This window comes from Pseudomonas sp. NPDC098747 (genome assembly GCF_044760045.1).
GTDB lineage: Bacteria > Pseudomonadota > Gammaproteobacteria > Pseudomonadales > Pseudomonadaceae > Aquipseudomonas.
The window spans coordinates 31,230-48,696 of sequence record NZ_JBIWAL010000018.1 but is presented as its reverse complement, the minus strand read 5'-3'; the positions used below and the strand labels follow the sequence as shown (position 1 = coordinate 48,696).

General features: G+C 60.2%; 12 protein-coding genes. 9 read left to right on the top strand and 3 right to left on the bottom strand.

Going from position 1 to position 17,467, the window contains the following annotated elements; translation table 11 throughout:
• Positions 1-8: 8 nt before the first annotated feature.
• On the bottom strand, positions 9-2,279 hold the full coding sequence (gene rlmKL, locus ACIQVE_RS13535; protein WP_402808923.1) for a bifunctional 23S rRNA (guanine(2069)-N(7))-methyltransferase RlmK/23S rRNA (guanine(2445)-N(2))-methyltransferase RlmL: 2,271 nt from the start codon (positions 2,277-2,279) through the stop codon (positions 9-11).
• Positions 2,280-2,808: 529 nt separating this feature from the next.
• On the opposite strand from rlmKL, the gene rmf reads away from it, so the two are divergent.
• Positions 2,809-3,024 carry a ribosome modulation factor gene (gene rmf, locus ACIQVE_RS13530; RefSeq protein WP_003223300.1) on the top strand — a complete coding sequence of 72 codons (216 nt, stop codon included), beginning with the start codon at positions 2,809-2,811 and terminating at the stop codon, positions 3,022-3,024.
• Between the two features lie 298 nt (positions 3,025-3,322).
• Here rmf and ACIQVE_RS13525 read toward each other — a convergent pair whose 3' ends face one another.
• The gene (locus tag ACIQVE_RS13525) at positions 3,323-4,342 is read right to left on the bottom strand and encodes a quinone-dependent dihydroorotate dehydrogenase (protein WP_402808920.1); all 1,020 of its coding nucleotides are present in this window, start codon (positions 4,340-4,342) and stop codon (positions 3,323-3,325) included.
• 144 nt (positions 4,343-4,486) lie between these two features.
• Here ACIQVE_RS13525 and ACIQVE_RS13520 point away from each other — a divergent pair, with 144 nt between their 5' ends.
• The 8 genes from ACIQVE_RS13520 (at position 4,487) to cobA (ending at position 16,301) form a co-directional block, all read left to right on the top strand.
• Complete coding sequence (locus tag ACIQVE_RS13520) at positions 4,487-5,698, top strand: CmpA/NrtA family ABC transporter substrate-binding protein (RefSeq protein WP_402808916.1); 1,212 nt, start codon at positions 4,487-4,489, stop codon at positions 5,696-5,698.
• Between the two features lie 15 nt (positions 5,699-5,713).
• Positions 5,714-6,289: an ANTAR domain-containing response regulator gene (locus tag ACIQVE_RS13515; protein WP_045061004.1), complete on the top strand. Its 576-nt coding sequence runs from the start codon at positions 5,714-5,716 to the stop codon at positions 6,287-6,289.
• Between the two features lie 439 nt (positions 6,290-6,728).
• Positions 6,729-7,940, top strand: a complete 1,212-nt coding sequence (locus ACIQVE_RS13510) for a nitrate/nitrite transporter (protein ID WP_402808912.1) — start codon at positions 6,729-6,731, stop codon at positions 7,938-7,940.
• A gap of 7 nt (positions 7,941-7,947) precedes the next feature.
• Complete coding sequence (locus ACIQVE_RS13505) at positions 7,948-9,618, top strand: protein kinase (RefSeq protein WP_402808909.1); 1,671 nt, start codon at positions 7,948-7,950, stop codon at positions 9,616-9,618.
• 419 nt (positions 9,619-10,037) lie between these two features.
• Entirely contained in the window at positions 10,038-12,491 is a 2,454-nt protein-coding gene (nirB, locus tag ACIQVE_RS13500) for a nitrite reductase large subunit NirB (RefSeq protein ID WP_402808906.1), read from the top strand.
• Entirely contained in the window at positions 12,488-12,805 is a 318-nt protein-coding gene (gene nirD / locus ACIQVE_RS13495; RefSeq protein WP_402808903.1) for a nitrite reductase small subunit NirD, read from the top strand. Before nirB ends, nirD begins: the two co-directional genes overlap by 4 nt.
• Positions 12,805-15,519 carry a molybdopterin-dependent oxidoreductase gene (locus tag ACIQVE_RS13490; protein WP_402808901.1) on the top strand — a complete coding sequence of 905 codons (2,715 nt, stop codon included), beginning with the start codon at positions 12,805-12,807 and terminating at the stop codon, positions 15,517-15,519. The genes nirD and ACIQVE_RS13490 overlap by 1 nt, the downstream gene beginning before the upstream one ends.
• 14 nt (positions 15,520-15,533) lie before the next feature.
• Positions 15,534-16,301, top strand: coding sequence for a uroporphyrinogen-III C-methyltransferase (gene cobA / locus ACIQVE_RS13485; RefSeq protein WP_402808898.1), 768 nt, complete (start codon positions 15,534-15,536; stop codon positions 16,299-16,301).
• Between the two features lie 74 nt (positions 16,302-16,375).
• Here the strand turns inward: cobA and ACIQVE_RS13480 are convergent, their stop codons facing one another.
• Complete coding sequence (locus ACIQVE_RS13480; protein ID WP_402808895.1) at positions 16,376-17,410, bottom strand: OmpA family protein; 1,035 nt, start codon at positions 17,408-17,410, stop codon at positions 16,376-16,378.
• Between the last annotated feature and the right edge of the window lie 57 nt (positions 17,411-17,467).

Sequence of the window (17,467 nt, the reverse complement as noted above, 5' to 3'; positions counted from 1 at the left end):
TTGGAGTGTCAACGAGCCGTGATTTTCCAGGCGCGGTGAATCTTGGTATTACGCGCGAAATCCGGATCAATGGTCTGTGCGCTGATTTCCTCAACCGTGTATCGCTCGGTCAGGTTCTCCTCCAACTGGAACTTGCGGAAGTTGTTGGAGAAATACAACACGCCGCCCGGTGACAGGCGGGCCATGGCCAGGTCGATCAACTGCACCTGATCACGCTGCACGTCGAAAATCCCTTCCATGCGCTTGGAGTTGGAGAAGGTCGGCGGATCGATGAAGATCAGGTCGTACTCTTCACGGCAACTCTCCAGCCACGCCATCACATCGCCTTGCTCCAGACGGTTCTTGTCCGAAAAGCCGTTCAGCGACAGGTTGCGGCGCGCCCAGTCGAGGTAGGTTTTCGACAGGTCGACGCTGGTGGTGCTACGCGCACCGCCCTTGGCTGCATGCACACTTGCGGTCGCGGTGTAGCAATACAGATTGAGGAAGCGCTTGCCGGCCGCCTCTTTCTGAATGCGCAGGCGCATCGCCCGGTGATCGAGGAACAGCCCAGTGTCGAGGTAGTCGGTGAGGTTGACCAGCAACTTGACGCCGCCCTCGGTCACTTCATTGAACTTGCCCTGCGCCGCCTGACGCTCGTACTGCTTGGTGCCACTCTGGCGCTCGCGGCGTTTGACCACCACGCGGCTCTTGTCGATGTTCAGCGCCTGCGGAATCGCCGCCAATGCGTCAAACATGCGGATCGAAGCCTTTTCCGGGTCGATCGATTTCGGCGCGGCGTATTCCTGAACGTGCACCCAGTCGTGGTACAGGTCGATGGCCATTGCGTATTCCGGCATGTCCGCATCGTAGACGCGGTAGCAATCGATGCCTTCGCGCTTGACCCACTTGCCCAGTGCCTTGAGGTTTTTTTGCAGACGGTTGGCAAACATCTGCCCGCCTTCACTCAAACGCGCCTGCTCGACCACTGGCGCCGGTGCAGGCACAGGCTTGATCGGGTTGCCGTTCTTGTTGAATTTGCGCTCTTGCGGCTCGTCCGGCGACTGATCGTAAGCGGCTTGCTCACGCTCGGCCTGACGCTGTTCCGGGGTGCGACGTTCGCCAGTGACGAACTGGTCCGGAGTGACTTTGATCAGCAACAGTTTGCACGGCAGCGCGCCGTTCCAGAACGAATACTGTTTGTGGCTGCGAATGCCCATGCGCTTGCCCAGTTCCGGCGCGCCGGTGAACACCGCTGCTTCCCAGTTCAAGCAGGCCTGACGCAGACGCTCGCCGAGGTTCTGGTAGAGATAAAGCAGGCTGGCTTCGTCGCCCAGACGCTCGCCGTACGGCGGGTTGCAGATCACCAGACCTTTCTGGTTCTGGTCCGGACGCGGCTCGAACGTCGCGACTTCCCCCTGGTAGATCTTGATCCACTCGCTCAGACCGGCACGTTCAACGTTGTTGCGGCCCGGCTGGATCAGGCGTGGGTCAGCTTCGTAACCACGAATCCACAGCGGTGGCTTGGCCAGACCGGCAGCGGCACGTTCGGTGGCTTCTTCGTGAAGTTTTTTCCACAGCGCCGGCACGTGGCCAAGCCATGCGGTAAAGCCCCACTGCTCACGACGCAGGTTCGGCGCCATATCGGCGGCGATCATCCCCGCTTCGACGAGGAACGTACCCACACCGCACATCGGGTCAGCCAGCGCGCCGCCATCGGCAGCAATGCGCGGCCAGCCGGAACGGATCAGGATCGCTGCCGCGAGGTTTTCCTTCAGCGGCGCCGCGCCCTGCTGCAAGCGATAGCCGCGCTGGTGCAGGCTGTGGCCTGAGAGGTCGAGGGAGAGAATCGCTTCGCCGCGATCCAGGCGCAGGTGAATGCGCAGATCCGGATTGAGCTTGTCAATCGACGGACGGTCGCCCTGCGGTGTGCGCAGTTTGTCGACGATGGCGTCCTTGACCTTCAAGGCACCGAAGTGAGTGTTGTCGATGCCCGAGCCGTGGCCGCTGAATTCAACGGCCAGGGTGCCATCGCTGAGCATGTGATCTTGCCACTCGACGTCGAGCACGCCGTGGTACAGGTCTTCGGCGTCCTTCATCGGGAAGCGCTTGAGCACCAGCAACACGCGGTTGGCCAGGCGCGACCACAGGCACAGGCGATAGGCGGTCTCCATGGTCGCCATGCCACGCACGGCGGAAGTGTGCTCGCGGGCTTCTTCAAGGCCAAGCCCGACGGCTTCCTCGATAAGCAGGCCTTCAAGGCCTTTAGGGCAAGTGAGGAAGATTTCGAATTGATCGGACATGGTATTTCCAGAGCCTTTGGCTATGTGAACCGACAACGCATTGCCGATCCGGTTTTCAATCAGGCGCTTTTCTACAAGAACGCCCGCGTGGCACGAAGGTGTGCCGTTCCATCCCCGCTGCTCGGGTTAAATGAGCTTAGATGCAAAGACAGAAAAAAATTGGGTGCAACAAAATGACTCAAAGCAACCCTTCGTCGAAAAATACCCCAGCGTAAACGTGGGTCATTCTCACTAAAGAATTAACCCCATCATGCAGCGCGGTACCGATCATACCGGGGTTTGCTCAATAACCATTGAACAAATACACCGTTACTTATTGCCATAGCATCCTTTTCGTTACGTCCTTATGACAAAACGGTCATTCCATAGGTGTGACTCATTGGTTAGAACTGACAACAGGTTGACGTCGCAACGGCGTCAACACCTTGGCTCGCCACGCCGGCAGCGAGCCGCCCCGGCAGAGTTTTTCTGCCAGACCTCGGTTGAGGTCAACGCGACACATACAGTCAACAAGTGAGGGAAACACCCTATGAGAAGACTTAAGCGTGATCCGTTGGAAAGAGCATTTTTGCGCGGATATCAATATGGCGTTGGTGGCAAATCCCGTGAGCTTTGCCCATTTACTCTACCGTCGGTACGTCAAGCCTGGATTAACGGCTGGCGAGAAGGACGCGGCGACAATTGGGACGGTATGACCGGCACTGCGGGAATCCACAGACTCAACGAACTTCACGCCGTCGGCTGACACAGGGCAATTATTCCGACACGACAACTTGAATTTGTAACGCATTAACCACGCACGTCCTTCCCGGACGGCGGGCTACGGCCCAGGGGCTCCTTCGAGGAGCCCTTTTTTATGCCTCAAAAAATGCGGATTGCAGAGATCCCTGTGGCGAGGGGATTTAGCGAAACGTCGCACCGCCCCGATCGGCTGCGCAGCAGTCGTAGATCCTGAGTCCTGGATTTTGCTGACACACCACGGTGAATGGCTTTGGGGCCGCTTCGCAGCCCAACGGGGATAAATCCCCTCGCCACAGTGGGGATCAGCGCAAGGCAGCGATCGCATCCACCGATTCACGAATCAGCGCCGGGCCCTTATAGATGAAGCCCGAGTAAATCTGCACCAGGCTGGCACCGGCGAGAATCTTCTCTGCCGCATGCTTGCCTTCAGTAATCCCGCCCGCCGCAATGATCGGCAAACGACCACCCAACTCAGCCGCCAGCACCTTTACGGTGTGGGTGCTCTTGTCACGCACCGGCGCACCGGACAGACCGCCCGCCTCGTCACCGTGTTCCATGCCTTCAACGCCAACTCGGCTCAGCGTGGTGTTGGTCGCGATCACCGCGTCCATCCCGGTTTCGATCAACGCTTGCGCGACCTGCGCGGTTTCTTCGTCGGTCATGTCCGGGGCGATCTTGATCGCCAGCGGCACATGTTTGCCATGACGCAGCGCCAGTTCGGCTCGGCGTGTGGCCAGGTCCGCCAGCAACTGCTTGAGCGAATCACCGAACTGCAGACTGCGCAGGCCCGGGGTGTTCGGCGAGCTGACGTTGACCGTGATGTAACTGGCGTGGGCGTAGACCTTGTCCAGACAGATCAGGTAATCGTCAACCGCGCGTTCAACCGGAGTATCGAAGTTCTTGCCGATGTTGATGCCCAGCACGCCTTTGTATTTGGCCGCTGCCACCCGCGTCAGCAGGTGATCCACACCCAGATTGTTGAAGCCCATGCGATTGATGATCGCCTCGGCTTCCGGCAGGCGGAAAATCCGTGGTTTCGGGTTGCCCGGCTGTGGACGCGGGGTCACGGTGCCGATTTCGACAAAACCGAAACCCAACTGCGCGAAGCCGTCGATGGCCGCGCCGTTCTTGTCCAGCCCCGCCGCCAGACCAACCGGGTTCGGGAAGTCCAGGCCCATCACCGTCACCGGCACGTTCGCCGGCGCCTTGCACAGCAAACCGTTGAGGCCCAAACGCCCACCCGCGCCGATCAGATCCAGCGACAGATCGTGGGAGGTTTCCGGGGAAAGTTTGAACAACAGCTGACGGGCCAGGGTGTACATGGGCGGCGATGACTCGGGCGGCGAAAAGAGGCGGCGATTATAGCCGGGCATCGACCCACCGCGCGAGGCGCACGCGCAAATCCTTGCGCGTGGCATATGCATTGCACCTGGGTTTTTTACGATGGTTTTTTGCAGGTGCATGGCATGACTCAATCCTCCGCCGGGCCGCTGGCCTGGGTCAACGGCAGCGACGCTCCAGAAAAAAGCGCGATCAACCTCGGTTTCATGGCCCTGAGCGATTGCGCTTCGGTTGTCGTGGCCGCCACTCAGGGTTTCGCCCAGCCTTATGGCCTGACCCTGAACCTCAAGCGCCAGACGTCATGGGCCAACCTGCGCGACAAACTGGTCAGCGGCGAACTCGACGCCGCCCACAGCCTGTACGGCCTGATTTACGCCGTACATTTGGGCATCGGTGGCGTGGCACCCACAGACATGGCGGTGTTGATGGGGCTGAATCAGAACGGTCAGAGCCTCAACCTGTCCCACGGCCTGCAAGCCCTCGGCGTGAGCAGTCCTGAAGCGCTGGATCGCCACGCGCACCAATCCCGCGCAAAACTGACCTTTGCCCAGACCTTCCCGACCGGCACTCATGCCATGTGGCTTTATTACTGGCTGGCGAGCCAAGGCATTCATCCGCTGCAGGATGTCGACAGCGTGGTGGTGCCGCCGCCGCAAATGGTTGCGCACCTGCAAGCGGGACGAATCGACGGCTTTTGCGTCGGCGAACCGTGGGCCGCCAGCGCGGTGCAGCAGGATCTCGGTTTTACGCTGGCCACCAGCCAGACCATCTGGCCCGATCACCCGGAAAAAGTCCTTGGTTGTACCCGCGCCTTCGTCGATCAATACCCGAACACCGCGCGGGCGTTGGTGATGGCGATCCTCGAAGCCAGCCGATTTATCGAACAAAGTCAGGAGAATCGTCGCAGCACCGCGCAACTGCTGAGTGCCCCGGAGTATCTCGACGCGCCGGCTTCGTGCATCGAACCGCGCTTTCTCGGTGATTACGCCGACGGCCTCGGTAATCGCTGGCAGGATCCCCACGCCTTGCGCTTTCACGGCAATGGCGAAGTCAATCTGCCGTATCTCTCCGACGGCATGTGGTTCATGACCCAGTTCCGCCGCTGGGGCTTGCTGCGCGAAGATCCGGATTACCTCGCCGTGGCGCGTCAGGTTCAGCAACTGGACCTCTATCGCGACGCGGCGACCGCTGTTGGCGTTGCCGCGTGGGGCAATGACATGCGTAGCAGCCAGTTGCTCGACGGCAAGGTCTGGGATGGCAGTGATCCGGCCGGTTACGCGCGCAGCTTCAAGCTGCACGCCCTGAGCGACGACGCTCCCCTTCATGCCCGCCGCTGACAGGAGACCGCGAACATGCTGCGCATTCTGCTGATCAACGACACGGCAAAAAAAGTCGGACGCCTGAAAGCCGCGCTGACCGAGGCTGGCTTCGAGGTGATCGACGAGTCGGGCCTGACCATCGACCTGCCCGCGCGCGTCGAAACGGTGCGCCCGGACGTCATCCTGATCGATACCGAGTCACCGAGCCGCGATGTGATGGAACAAGTGGTGCTGGTCAGCCGCGACCAGCCACGACCTATTGTGATGTTTACCGACGAACATGACCCCGTTGTGATGCGTCAGGCGATCAAGTCCGGGGTCAGTGCCTACATCGTCGAAGGCATTCACGCACAACGTTTGCAGCCGATTCTCGATGTGGCGATGGCCCGCTTCGAAAGCGACCAAGCCTTGCGTGCGCAGTTGCACGCCCGCGATCAGCAACTGGCGGAGCGCAAGCGCATCGAACTGGCCAAGGGGCTGTTGATGAAGATGAAGGACTGCAACGAAGAAGAGGCCTACACCCTGATGCGGCGCCAGGCCATGAGCCGCCAGCAGAAGCTGATTCAGGTGGCAGAGCAGATTATTGCGATGAGTGAGTTGCTGGGGTGAAGTGCTTTGACCGCCTGAGAAGCCCCTCACCCTAGCCCTCTCCCGGAGGGAGAGGGGACTGACCGAGATGTCTGACGTTAAACATCGACCTGAAAGACCGAGTCGATTATGGATTCACAGCGGAAAATCACAGGTCGGCGTACTTCGCGAGCATCCCCCAATCAGTCCCCTCTCCCTCCGGGGGAGGGCTAGGGTGAGGGGGCTTTTGATTTTTCGACTATTGGCACAAATCTCGCTAAGCATTTCACACAGGTAACCAACGGCGGTTGCCCCACCCACGACAAAGACGTCGCTTACCCACTCGCCCAACCCGGCGAATCAGGTAGCGGCGTTTTTGCGTTTTGGCCCCACAGCCCGGGGCCGGTGGTGCGGCCGTGGCGGCGCCCCACTTTGCTGACTTATGACTCCTTCTCGAGACTCTTTACAGCTGAGGTGCGCGATGAATAAAAGCTTCTGGAAATCCGGCCATACCCCGACCCTGTTCGCGGCCTTCCTCTACTTCGACCTGAGTTTCATGGTCTGGTACCTGCTCGGCCCGCTGGCGGTGCAAATCGCCGCCGACCTGCACCTGACCACGCAACAGCGCGGGCTCGTCGTCGCCACGCCAATCCTTGCCGGCGCCGTGCTGCGTTTCGCGATGGGCATGCTGGCGGATCGACTGTCACCGAAAACGGCCGGGCTGATCGGCCAGGTCATCGTCATCTGCGCACTGTTCGGCGCCTGGAGACTCGGTATCCACAGTTACGAACAGGCGCTGATCCTCGGTCTGTTTTTGGGCATGGCCGGCGCGTCGTTCGCCGTGGCGCTGCCGCTGGCGTCGCAATGGTATCCGCCAGAGCATCAGGGCAAAGCCATGGGCATCGCCGGTGCGGGCAACTCCGGCACCGTATTCGCTGCACTGCTCGCGCCAGTACTGGCCGCGTCCTTCGGCTGGAGCAACGTCTTCGGCTTCGCAGTGATTCCGTTGATCCTCACGCTGGTGCTGTTCGCCTGGATGGCAAAAAACGCCCCGCAGCGTCCGAAAGCCAAGTCCATGGCCGACTACTTCAAGGCCCTCGGTGACCGCGACAGTTGGTGGTTCATGTTTTTCTACAGCGTCACCTTCGGCGGCTTCATCGGTCTGGCCAGCGCCCTGCCCGGCTACTTCAACGATCAGTACGGTTTGAGCCCGGTCACCGCCGGTTACTACACCGCGGCCTGCGTGTTCGGCGGCAGCTTGATGCGGCCATTGGGCGGTGCGCTGGCGGATCGCTACGGCGGCATTCGCACCTTGCTGGCGATGTACACCGTGGCCGCGATCTGCATCGCAGCGGTCGGTTTCAATCTGCCAAGTTCCTACGCGGCGCTGGCACTTTTCGTCTGCACCATGCTCGGTTTGGGGGCAGGCAACGGCGCGGTTTTCCAACTGGTGCCGCAGCGCTTTCGTCTTGAGATCGGCGTGATGACCGGGCTGATCGGCATGGCCGGGGGCATCGGTGGTTTTGCGCTGGCGGCCGGCATGGGCGCGATCAAACAAAGCACCGGCAGTTATCAACTGGCACTGTGGTTGTTCGCCAGCCTCGGTGTGCTGGCCTGGTTTGGCCTGCACGGCGTCAAGCGTCGCTGGAGAACCACGTGGGGTTCGGCGGCCGTGACTGCTGCTCGAGTCTGAGGACGGAATGGCCCTGCAACTGAGTTTCGCCGAAGCCAGCGCCACCGGCCCGCGCGCGGAGAATCAGGACGCCCTGCGCCTGGTCACCCCCGCCCCGGCGCTGGCGGCGAGCAAGGGTTATCTGTTCGCCATCGCCGACGGCGTCAGCCAATGCGCCGATGGCGGTTTGGCTGCGCGCTCGACCTTGCAAGCCTTGGCACTCGACTACTACGCCACGCCGGAAACCTGGAGCGTGGCCCAGGCACTGGATCGCCTGCTGCTGGCACAAAATCGCTGGTTACAGGCCAACGGCGGTGGGCAACCGTTACTCACCACGGTCAGCACGTTGGTCATGCGCGGTAGGCGCTTTACCTTGGCCCATGTAGGAGATTGCCGGGTCTATCGCTGGCACGCCGACAGCTTGCAGCGGATATCCAACGATCATGTCTGGGATCAGCCGGGCATGCAGCATGTGCTCAAGCGTGCGTTGGGGCTCGATCAGCATCTGGTGCTGGATTTTCTCGACGGCGAATTACGCGCAGGCGAATGTTTCGTGCTGCTCAGCGACGGCGTGTGGTCGACCTTGGGTGACACCGCGATTGCGGCGATCCTGCGCGACCAGCCGGACCTCAACAGCGCGGCAAACACACTGGTAAACGCTGCACATCTGGCCGGCAGTCAGGACAACGCCAGCGCCTTGCTGGTGCGGGTCGATGCGGTCGGTGAAGCGAGCATTGGCGATGCGCTGATGCATTTGCAGCAATGGCCGCTGCCGCCGGCGCTGAAATCCGGCCAGTCTTTTGAAGGTTGGCAGGTGCAAGACATTGTCGGCCAGAGTCAACAATCGCTGCTGTATCGCGTGCGCGACGAACAAGGTCAGCCATGGTTGCTGAAAACCCTGCCCGCACGGCTTGCCGATGACCCACAGGCTGGGCAGGCGCTTCTTTCGGAGGAATGGTTTCTAAAACGCGTAGCCGGTCGGCATTTTCCTGAAGTCCATGGGTGCCTTCAGCGTCAGCATTTGTACTACGTGATGCGGGAATATTCGGGGATAACGCTGGCGCAGCTTTTCGAGCGAAGCGGGCCGTTGCCATTGGCGCAGTGGCAGGAACTCGCTGAGCGGCTGCTGCGCGCGGTGGGTCTGCTGCATCGAAGGCAAATACTGCACCGGGATATCAAACCGGAGAACTTGCTGCTGGGTGACGACGGCGAGTTGCGCCTGCTGGATTTTGGCCTGGCTTATTGCCCCGGCCTGTCCGAAGACGCTGCTTCGACATTGCCGGGAACCCCAAGTTATATCGCCCCGGAAGCCTTTCGCGGTGACCCACCCGGCGCACAACAGGATTTGTATGCGTTGGGCGTGACCCTGTATTTTCTGCTCACAGGGCATTTTCCCTATGGCGAGATCGAAGCCTTTCAACGGCCGCGATTTGGCGTGCCGGTCAGTGCCAGTCGCTACCGCCCCGATCTGCCGGAGTGGTTGGCGCAAAGTCAGGAGCGTGGTGTTGCTGCCGACCCACAGCAGCGCTTCGAGACTGCGGAAGAATGGTTGTTGGTGCTGGAACAAGGCGAACGGCGCAGTTTGAGCGTACGGCCCAGACCGCTACTGGAGCGTGAGCCGGTGAAGGTCTGGCGGACGATTGCGCTGGTGGCGTTGCTGGGGAATCTGGTGCTGCTGGTTTTGTTGTTTCATGGTTGACCGAGTCGCGCCTTTCGCGAGCAAGCTCGCTCCCACAGGGGATTCGTGAACGCCATAGATCCCTTGTGGGAGCGAGCTTGCTCGCGAAAGCGTCCGCCCATCCACTGCAAATCCATCAGCCCACCGCCCCACGAACGAGCAACTCGCTTCGATTCGGTGCACAAATATCCGCCTGTTAGCAGGCAACCCCCAATAAACCCGGCACAACCCAACTTGGCACAACCACTGCATTAGCCCTTTCAACACACATATAAAGCCCAACCTTCAACGACGAAGGTTGCGCTTCCCGAGAGAACGGGACCAGGACAAAGGCGTCCTCGCTAGGCAACTAGCGGGACGCCTTTTTTTGTTTGCGCAAAATTTCTCGAGCATGGCCTGACTGCCCACAAGAGGCCAGCCGCAGCTCCCCGGAGAACCTGATGAAAAAACTCAAACTGGTGATGATCGGCAACGGCATGGCCGGGGTCCGCACCCTCGAAGAACTGCTCAAGCTGAGCAACGAGCTGTACGACATCACGGTCTTCGGCGCCGAGCCGCACACCAATTACAACCGCATCCTGTTGTCGCCGGTGCTGGCCGGTGAGCAAACCTTTGAAGAGATCGTGCTCAACGATCTCGACTGGTACCTGGAAAACAACATCAAATTGCTGCTCAACCGCAAAGTGGTGGAGATCGACCGGGTCAAGCGCCGGGTGATTGCCGAGGACGGCACTGAAGCTGAGTACGACCGACTGCTGATCGCCACCGGCTCGACCCCGTTCATTCTGCCAATTCCCGGCAACACCTTGCAGGGCGTGATCGGCTACCGCGACATCGCCGACACCCAGGTCATGATCGACACCGCAAAAACCCACAAGCACGCCGTCGTGATCGGCGGCGGCCTGCTCGGCCTCGAAGCCGCCAACGGCCTGATGCTGCGCGGCATGCACGTCACCGTGGTGCATATAGGTGAATGGCTGCTGGAGCGGCAACTGGACAAGACCAGCGGCCAACTCCTGCAAACTGCCCTCGAAGCCCGTGGCCTGCACTTTCGCCTGTGCGAGCAAACCGAGGCTCTGCACGACGCCGGGAACGGTCGGGTCGGGTCGGTGCAATTCAAGAACGGCGACATCATCCCGGCCGATCTGGTGGTCATGGCTGCCGGCATTCGCCCCAACACCGAATTGGCGGAAAAGGCCGGCATCCCGTGCAATCGCGGGATTCTGGTCAACGACACCCTGCAAACCTACGACCCGCGCGTCTATGCCATCGGCGAATGCGCCAGCCATCGCGGCATCGCTTATGGCCTGGTCGCCCCCTTGTTCGAACAAGCCAAAGTCTGCGCCAACCACCTCGCGCAATTGGGTTTCGCCCGCTATCAGGGCTCGGTGACGTCGACCAAATTGAAGGTCACCGGCATCGACCTGTTTTCCGCCGGCGACTTCATGGGCGGCGAAGGCACCGAAACCATCACCCTCTCCGACCCGATCGGCGGGGTGTACAAAAAACTGGTGATCAAGGATGACGTTTTGGTCGGCGCCTGTCTGTACGGAGATACGGCGGATGGTGGTTGGTATTTCCGACAAATTCGTGAGAATCACGCCATCGGCGAGATCCGCGATCACCTGATGTTTGGCGAAAACGCTTTGGGCGACGTAGGACATCAGGGCCAAGACAAAGCCATGGTCATGGCCGACACCGCCGAAGTCTGCGGCTGCAACGGCGTATGCAAGGGCACCATCGTCAAAGCGATTCAGGAACACGGTTTGTTCAGCGTCGATGACGTAAAGAAACACACCAAAGCGGCCAGCTCCTGCGGCTCCTGCGCGGGGTTGGTCGAGCAGATCCTGATCAACACCGTCGGCGGCGCGGCCGACGTCAAACCGAAAAGCGAAAAAGCCATCTGTGGTTGCAGCGATCTCAACCACGGCCAGATCCGCCAGGCGATCCGCGAGCAACATCTGCTGACCATCGCCGACACCATGAGCTACCTCAACTGGCGCACGCCAAACGGTTGCGCGACATGCCGCCCGGCGCTCAACTATTACCTGATTTCCACCTGGCCGGGCGAAGCCAAGGACGATCCGCAATCGCGCCTGATCAACGAGCGCGCCCACGCCAACATCCAAAAGGATGGTACTTACTCGGTGGTGCCGCGTATGTGGGGCGGCGTGACCAACCCTTCGGAATTGCGCCGGATTGCCGACGTTGCCGACAAGTACAACGTGCCGATGGTCAAGGTCACCGGCGGACAGCGCATCGACCTGCTCGGCATCAAGAAACAGGACTTGCCCGGCGTCTGGAAGGATCTCGACATGCCGTCCGGCCATGCCTACGGCAAATCGATCCGCACGGTGAAAACCTGTGTCGGCAGCGAGTTCTGCCGCTTCGGCACGCAGAATTCAACGCAACTGGGCATCGAGCTTGAACATGACCTGTTCAACATGTGGTCGCCGCACAAGGTGAAACTGGCTGTCTCCGGATGCCCACGCAACTGCTCGGAAGCGGGGATCAAAGACGTAGGAATCATCGGCGTCGATTCCGGCTGGGAGATGTACATCGGCGGCAACGGCGGGATCAAAACTGAAGTCGCCGAATTCTTCGTCAAACTGAAAACCGCCGAAGAGGTTCGCGAATACAACGGCGCGTTTTTGCAGCTGTATCGCGAAGAAGCCTTCTACCTCGAACGCACCGTTCATTACCTGCAAAGGGTCGGTATGGAGCACATCAAGAAAGCCGTGCTGGAAGACCCCGAGCGCCGCAAAACGCTGAACGAGCGCCTGCAATTCTCCCTGTCATTTGAGCAAGACCCATGGAAAGAGCGCCTGGCGCAGCCGCAACTGAAGAAAGAATTCGACGTGATCCCTGTGAAAATCCTGGAGGTGCCGGCATGAACTGGCTCGATATCTGTGCTCTGGAAGAGATCAACACCCTCGGTTCGCGGATCATTGCTGGCCCCAAAGGGGACATCGCGATTTTTCGTACAAGTGACGATGAAGTTTTCGCCCTCGACGACCGCTGCCCGCACAAGGGCGGCCCGCTGTCACAAGGTTTGATTTACGGCAAACGCGTGGCCTGCCCGCTGCACAACTGGCAGATCGACCTGCAATCCGGTGAAGCCCAGGCGCCCGATATCGGTTGCGCCCACCATCACTCGGCGCGGGTCGAAAACGGCCGGGTGCAATTGGCCCTGCGGGACGCTATCTGATGAACCGCCAGACGACCGCCTCGACCTGCTGTTATTGCGGGGTCGGCTGCGGCGTGCTGATCGAGCATGACGGCGAGCGCATCCTCGGCGTCAGCGGCGATCCGGCGCATCCGGCCAACTTCGGCAAACTCTGTAGCAAAGGCTCGACCCTGCACCTGACCGGCGATCTCGCAGCCCGGGCGTTGTACCCGGAACTGCGCTTGGGCAAAGGTCTGGCGCGCAGCAGAACCGACTGGGACACAGCGCTGGACCATGCCGTCAAAGTGTTCGCCGAAACCATCGCCGAACACGGCCCGGACAGCGTGGCGTTCTACATTTCCGGCCAGTTGCTGACCGAGGACTACTACGCCTTCAACAAACTGGCGCGGGCGCTGGTCGGCACCAACAATATCGACAGCAATTCGCGGCTGTGCATGTCTTCGGCCGTGGTCGGCTACAAACGCAGCCTCGGCGCCGACGCACCGCCGTGCAGCTATGAAGATTTGGAGCTCAGTGATTGCGTGATGATCGTCGGCAGTAACATGGCCTACGCACATCCGGTACTTTTCCGTCGGCTGGAAGAGGCGAAATCTCGCCGTCCGCAGATGAAAGTCATCGTCATCGACCCACGGCGCACCGACACCTGCGACCTGGCCGATCTGCATCTGGCGATTCTGCCCGGCACCGATGTCGCGTTGTTTCATGGGATTTTGCACCTGCTGTTGTGGGAAGAATGGATCGACCGCGACTTCATCACGGCCCACACCGAAGGTCTGGCCGAGCTGAAAAGCCTGGTGCGCGATTACACCCCGCAGATGGTGTCGCAGCTATGCGGGATCAGCGTCGAGCAACTACAGCAATGCGCGGAATGGGTGGGCACGGCGCCGAGTTTCCTGTCGTTGTGGTGCATGGGCTTGAACCAGTCCACTGCCGGCAGCGCGAAAAACAGCGCGCTGATCAACCTGCACCTGGCCACCGGGCAAATCGGTCGTCCGGGTGCAGGACCTTTCTCCCTCACCGGCCAGCCAAATGCCATGGGCGGGCGCGAAACCGGCAGTTTGTCCAATTTGCTGCCCGGCCATCGTGACGCGGCCAACCCCGAGCATCGTGCTGAAGTCGCGGCTTACTGGGGCGTCGGTCGGTTGCCGGAAAGCACCGGGCTCAGCGCTATCGAACTGTTCGAACAGGTGCGCAGCGGCAAGATCAAGGCATTGTGGATTGCCTGCACCAACCCTGCGCAATCGATGCCGGATCAAAATTCGGTGCGCGCAGCACTGCAAGATTGTCCGTTCGTGGTGTTGCAGGAAGCCTTCCGCACCACCGAAACAGCTGCATTCGCCGATCTGCTGTTGCCCGCCGCCAGTTGGGGCGAGAAAGAAGGCACGGTGACCAATTCCGAGCGACGCATTTCCCACGTGCGCAAAGCCATTCTCGCACCGGGTGAAGCGCGGCCGGACTGGGCGATTACCGTAGATTTCGCACAGCGCCTGGAGAAACGTCTGCGCCCGCAACAACCGAGCCTGTTTGCCTTCGATCAACCTTCGCAGTTGTTTGATGAATTCAAGTTGCTCACCCGCGGACGTGATCTGGATCTGTCCGGGATCAGTCATGCGCTGATCGACCAGATCGGGCCGCAGCAATGGCCCTTCCCTGCTGGCGCCCGGCAAGGCACCGCGCGGTTGTACAGCGACGGCATTTTTCCTACGGCCAATGGCCGCGCGCAATTCATTGCCGATCCGTACCGTGCTGCGAAGGAGCCGCGTGATGCGCGCTTCCCGCTGACGTTGATCACCGGCCGCCTGCGTGATCAGTGGCACGGCATGAGCCGCACCGGCACGGCGGCGCAACTGTTCGGCCATGTCAGCGAAGCGGTATTGAGCCTGCACCCGGACGAACTGCGCCGGCATCGTTTGCAGCCGGGTGATCTGGTCAATCTTAAAAGTCGTCGAGGCGCCGTGATCGTTGCGGTTGGCAGCGATGACAGTGTGCGTCCGGGCCAGGCTTTTTTGCCGATGCACTGGGGCGATCGTTTTCTCAAGGGCGGCGTGAACAGCTTGACGCTGGCGGCCTTCGATCCTTTGTCCAAGCAGCCGGAACTCAAGCACAGCGGTGTGCGACTGGAACCGGTCAGTCTGCCGTGGCAGTTGTTCGCCCTGATCGAGGGTGATGTTCAACGGCATATCGAGGCGCTACGACCACTGTGTGAGGCATTTTCCTACGTGAGTCTCAGCCTTGTCGGACGTGAACGTCCGGCATTGCTGATACGCGCTGCCAGCGGCGCGGCACCGGACCCGCAATTGCTTCGTGAGATCGACCAATGTCTGTCGCTGATCGATGGCCCCGTATTGGCCTATGACGACCCACGCCGTGCGATCGGCAAGCGTGTGCGTATTGAAAACGGCCGGATTACCGCCATTCGCCTGGCTGGCGAAACCCTCGCGCAACACTGGCTGCAACGTCTGTGGCTGGAGGGTCGCGCGGATGAACAACTGCGTCGCTGGCTGCTGGCGCCGATGAGTGCGCCGCCGGGCAACGCCGGGGCACAGCTCGCCAGCGATAAAACTCTTTGCAACTGCAACAACGTTAGCCTCAACGCGGTCTGCGCCGGCATTCGCCAGGGCATGGATCTGCAGGGTTTGAAAAATCAACTGGGATGCGGCACGCAATGCGGCTCGTGCGTCCCGGAAATAAAGCGCTTGCTGGCCGCCGACGTGCAGCCGGTTGCCGTCATTTGATGAGGGAAGACACCATGAATGCGAAAGTCTGGTTGGTGGGCGCAGGCCCCGGCGATCCGGAACTGCTGACCCTCAAAGCGGTGCGCGCCTTGCGTGAGGCCGATGTGGTGCTGATTGATGACTTGGTCAACGACGCAATATTGGAACACTGCCCCGCCGCGCGAATCATTGCGGTGGGCAAACGCGGTGGCTGCCGCTCGACGCCGCAGGCCTTCATCCATCGGCTGATGTTGCGTTATGCCCGTCACGGCAAATGCGTGGTGCGCCTCAAGGGCGGTGATCCTTGCATCTTCGGTCGTGGCGGTGAAGAGGCGCAGTGGTTGCGCGAGCGTGGCGTCGAGGCCGAGTTGGTCAATGGCATCACTGCCGGGCTGGCCGGTGCAACGCAGTGCGATATTCCCCTGACCCTGCGCGGTGTGGCGCGTGGCGTGACGCTGGTGACTGCGCACACGCAGGATGACAGCCAATTGAACTGGCAAGCTCTGGCGCAAGGTGGGACGACGCTGGTGATCTACATGGGTGTGGCCAAACTTGGCGAGATTCGCCAGCAGTTATTGGCCGGAGGGATGGCACTGGATACGCCGGTAGCGATGATTGAAAACGCCTCTTTGCCACAGCAGCGCGAGTGCCGCAGCGATCTCATGGCGATGGAAGAGGATGCCGCTGTGTTTGAATTGAAGAGCCCGGCGATTCTGGTGATTGGTGCTGTTGCCGCTGTAGCAGAAGATCAAAAGATCGCAGCCTGCGGCAGCTCCTACATTGGGAGTGCACACGCCTTGTAAGCGCTGGCGCTTTACCAAATCGCAGACAAAGAAAAGCCCGGCCTAAGCCGGGCTTTTCTCGGAGCGGCAGCTAATTACTTAGCTTGAGCTTCAACCTGCGCTTCTACGCGACGGTTTACAGCGCGGCCAGCTTCAGTTTTGTTGTCAGCAACTGGGCGGGATTCGCCGTAGCCAACAGACTGAACGCGGGTCGATTCAACACCGTACTGGTTGGTCAGAACTTGCTTAACGGCGTTTGCACGACGCTCGGACAGTTTCTGGTTGTAAGCGTCAGGACCGACGGAGTCAGTGTGACCTTCAACAGTAGTGGTGGTGGATGGGTACTGCTTCATGAAGTCAGCCAGGTTTTTGATATCGCCGTAGCTGTTGGTTTTAACAACAGATTTGTCGAAGTCAAATTTAACGTCCAGCTCAACACGAACAACTTCAGCAACTGCCGGGCAGCCATCAGCGTCAACAGTTACGTTGGCTGGGGTGTCTGGGCACTTGTCAACGTTGTCGCAAACGCCATCGTTGTCGCTGTCGGAGCATACGTGAGCTGGTGCTGGAACTGGAGCAGCAGCAGGCTTGGAGCCGCCACCGAAGTTCACACCGATACCGACGCTTGGAGCCCACTCGGTGTCGCCTTGGTCGATGTTGTACTGAGCTTCAACGCCGGCACGGGCGTAGAAGTTGTCAGTGAAGTACAGCTTGGCACCGCCGCCAACGTTGGCGAAGGTGGAACGGTTGCGGCTGTTCGAACCGTTCTGGTCGATGCTCTGGTCAGAGAAACCGGCCGAAACGTATGGACGCAGCATGTCGCCCGGGTTGTTGAAGTGGTACAGAGCGTCCAGAGCGGTGTTAGCGCCTTTAACGTTCTTGCCGTCGTTGGAACGTACGTTGTGCACTTCGTCGTAGCCCAGACGCAGTTCAACGTCGTCGGTCAGGAAGTAACCAACCGAGCCACCGAACAGGTTGCCGTCATTCTTGAAGTTACGAGCGCTGTCGAATTGTTCTTTCTTAGCGAAGCCTTCGATTTCAACTGCGCCTTGGCCTTGTGCCAATGCGCCGAACGAAGTGGCGGCAATCAGAGAACCAATGGCCAAGCCCAAGGTGTTTTTCAGTTTCATCCGTTAAATCCCCATCTGGTGATTGTGAAGCAGTCCCGCAAACCGGGGGACTTCTCG

Excerpts from the sequence above, each read along its gene's own strand:
- rlmKL (WP_402808923.1), bottom strand. The coding sequence starts at position 2,279 with ATGTCCGATCAATTCGAAATCTTCCTCACTTGCCCTAAAGGCCTTGAA.
- rmf (WP_003223300.1), top strand. The coding sequence starts at position 2,809 with ATGAGAAGACTTAAGCGTGATCCGTTGGAAAGAGCATTTTTGCGCGGA.
- ACIQVE_RS13525 (WP_402808920.1), bottom strand. The coding sequence starts at position 4,342 with ATGTACACCCTGGCCCGTCAGCTGTTGTTCAAACTTTCCCCGGAAACC.
- ACIQVE_RS13520 (WP_402808916.1), top strand. The coding sequence starts at position 4,487 with ATGACTCAATCCTCCGCCGGGCCGCTGGCCTGGGTCAACGGCAGCGAC.
- ACIQVE_RS13515 (WP_045061004.1), top strand. The coding sequence starts at position 5,714 with ATGCTGCGCATTCTGCTGATCAACGACACGGCAAAAAAAGTCGGACGC.
- ACIQVE_RS13510 (WP_402808912.1), top strand. The coding sequence starts at position 6,729 with ATGAATAAAAGCTTCTGGAAATCCGGCCATACCCCGACCCTGTTCGCG.
- ACIQVE_RS13505 (WP_402808909.1), top strand. The coding sequence starts at position 7,948 with ATGGCCCTGCAACTGAGTTTCGCCGAAGCCAGCGCCACCGGCCCGCGC.
- nirB (WP_402808906.1), top strand. The coding sequence starts at position 10,038 with ATGAAAAAACTCAAACTGGTGATGATCGGCAACGGCATGGCCGGGGTC.
- nirD (WP_402808903.1), top strand. The coding sequence starts at position 12,488 with ATGAACTGGCTCGATATCTGTGCTCTGGAAGAGATCAACACCCTCGGT.
- ACIQVE_RS13490 (WP_402808901.1), top strand. The coding sequence starts at position 12,805 with ATGAACCGCCAGACGACCGCCTCGACCTGCTGTTATTGCGGGGTCGGC.
- cobA (WP_402808898.1), top strand. The coding sequence starts at position 15,534 with ATGAATGCGAAAGTCTGGTTGGTGGGCGCAGGCCCCGGCGATCCGGAA.
- ACIQVE_RS13480 (WP_402808895.1), bottom strand. The coding sequence starts at position 17,410 with ATGAAACTGAAAAACACCTTGGGCTTGGCCATTGGTTCTCTGATTGCC.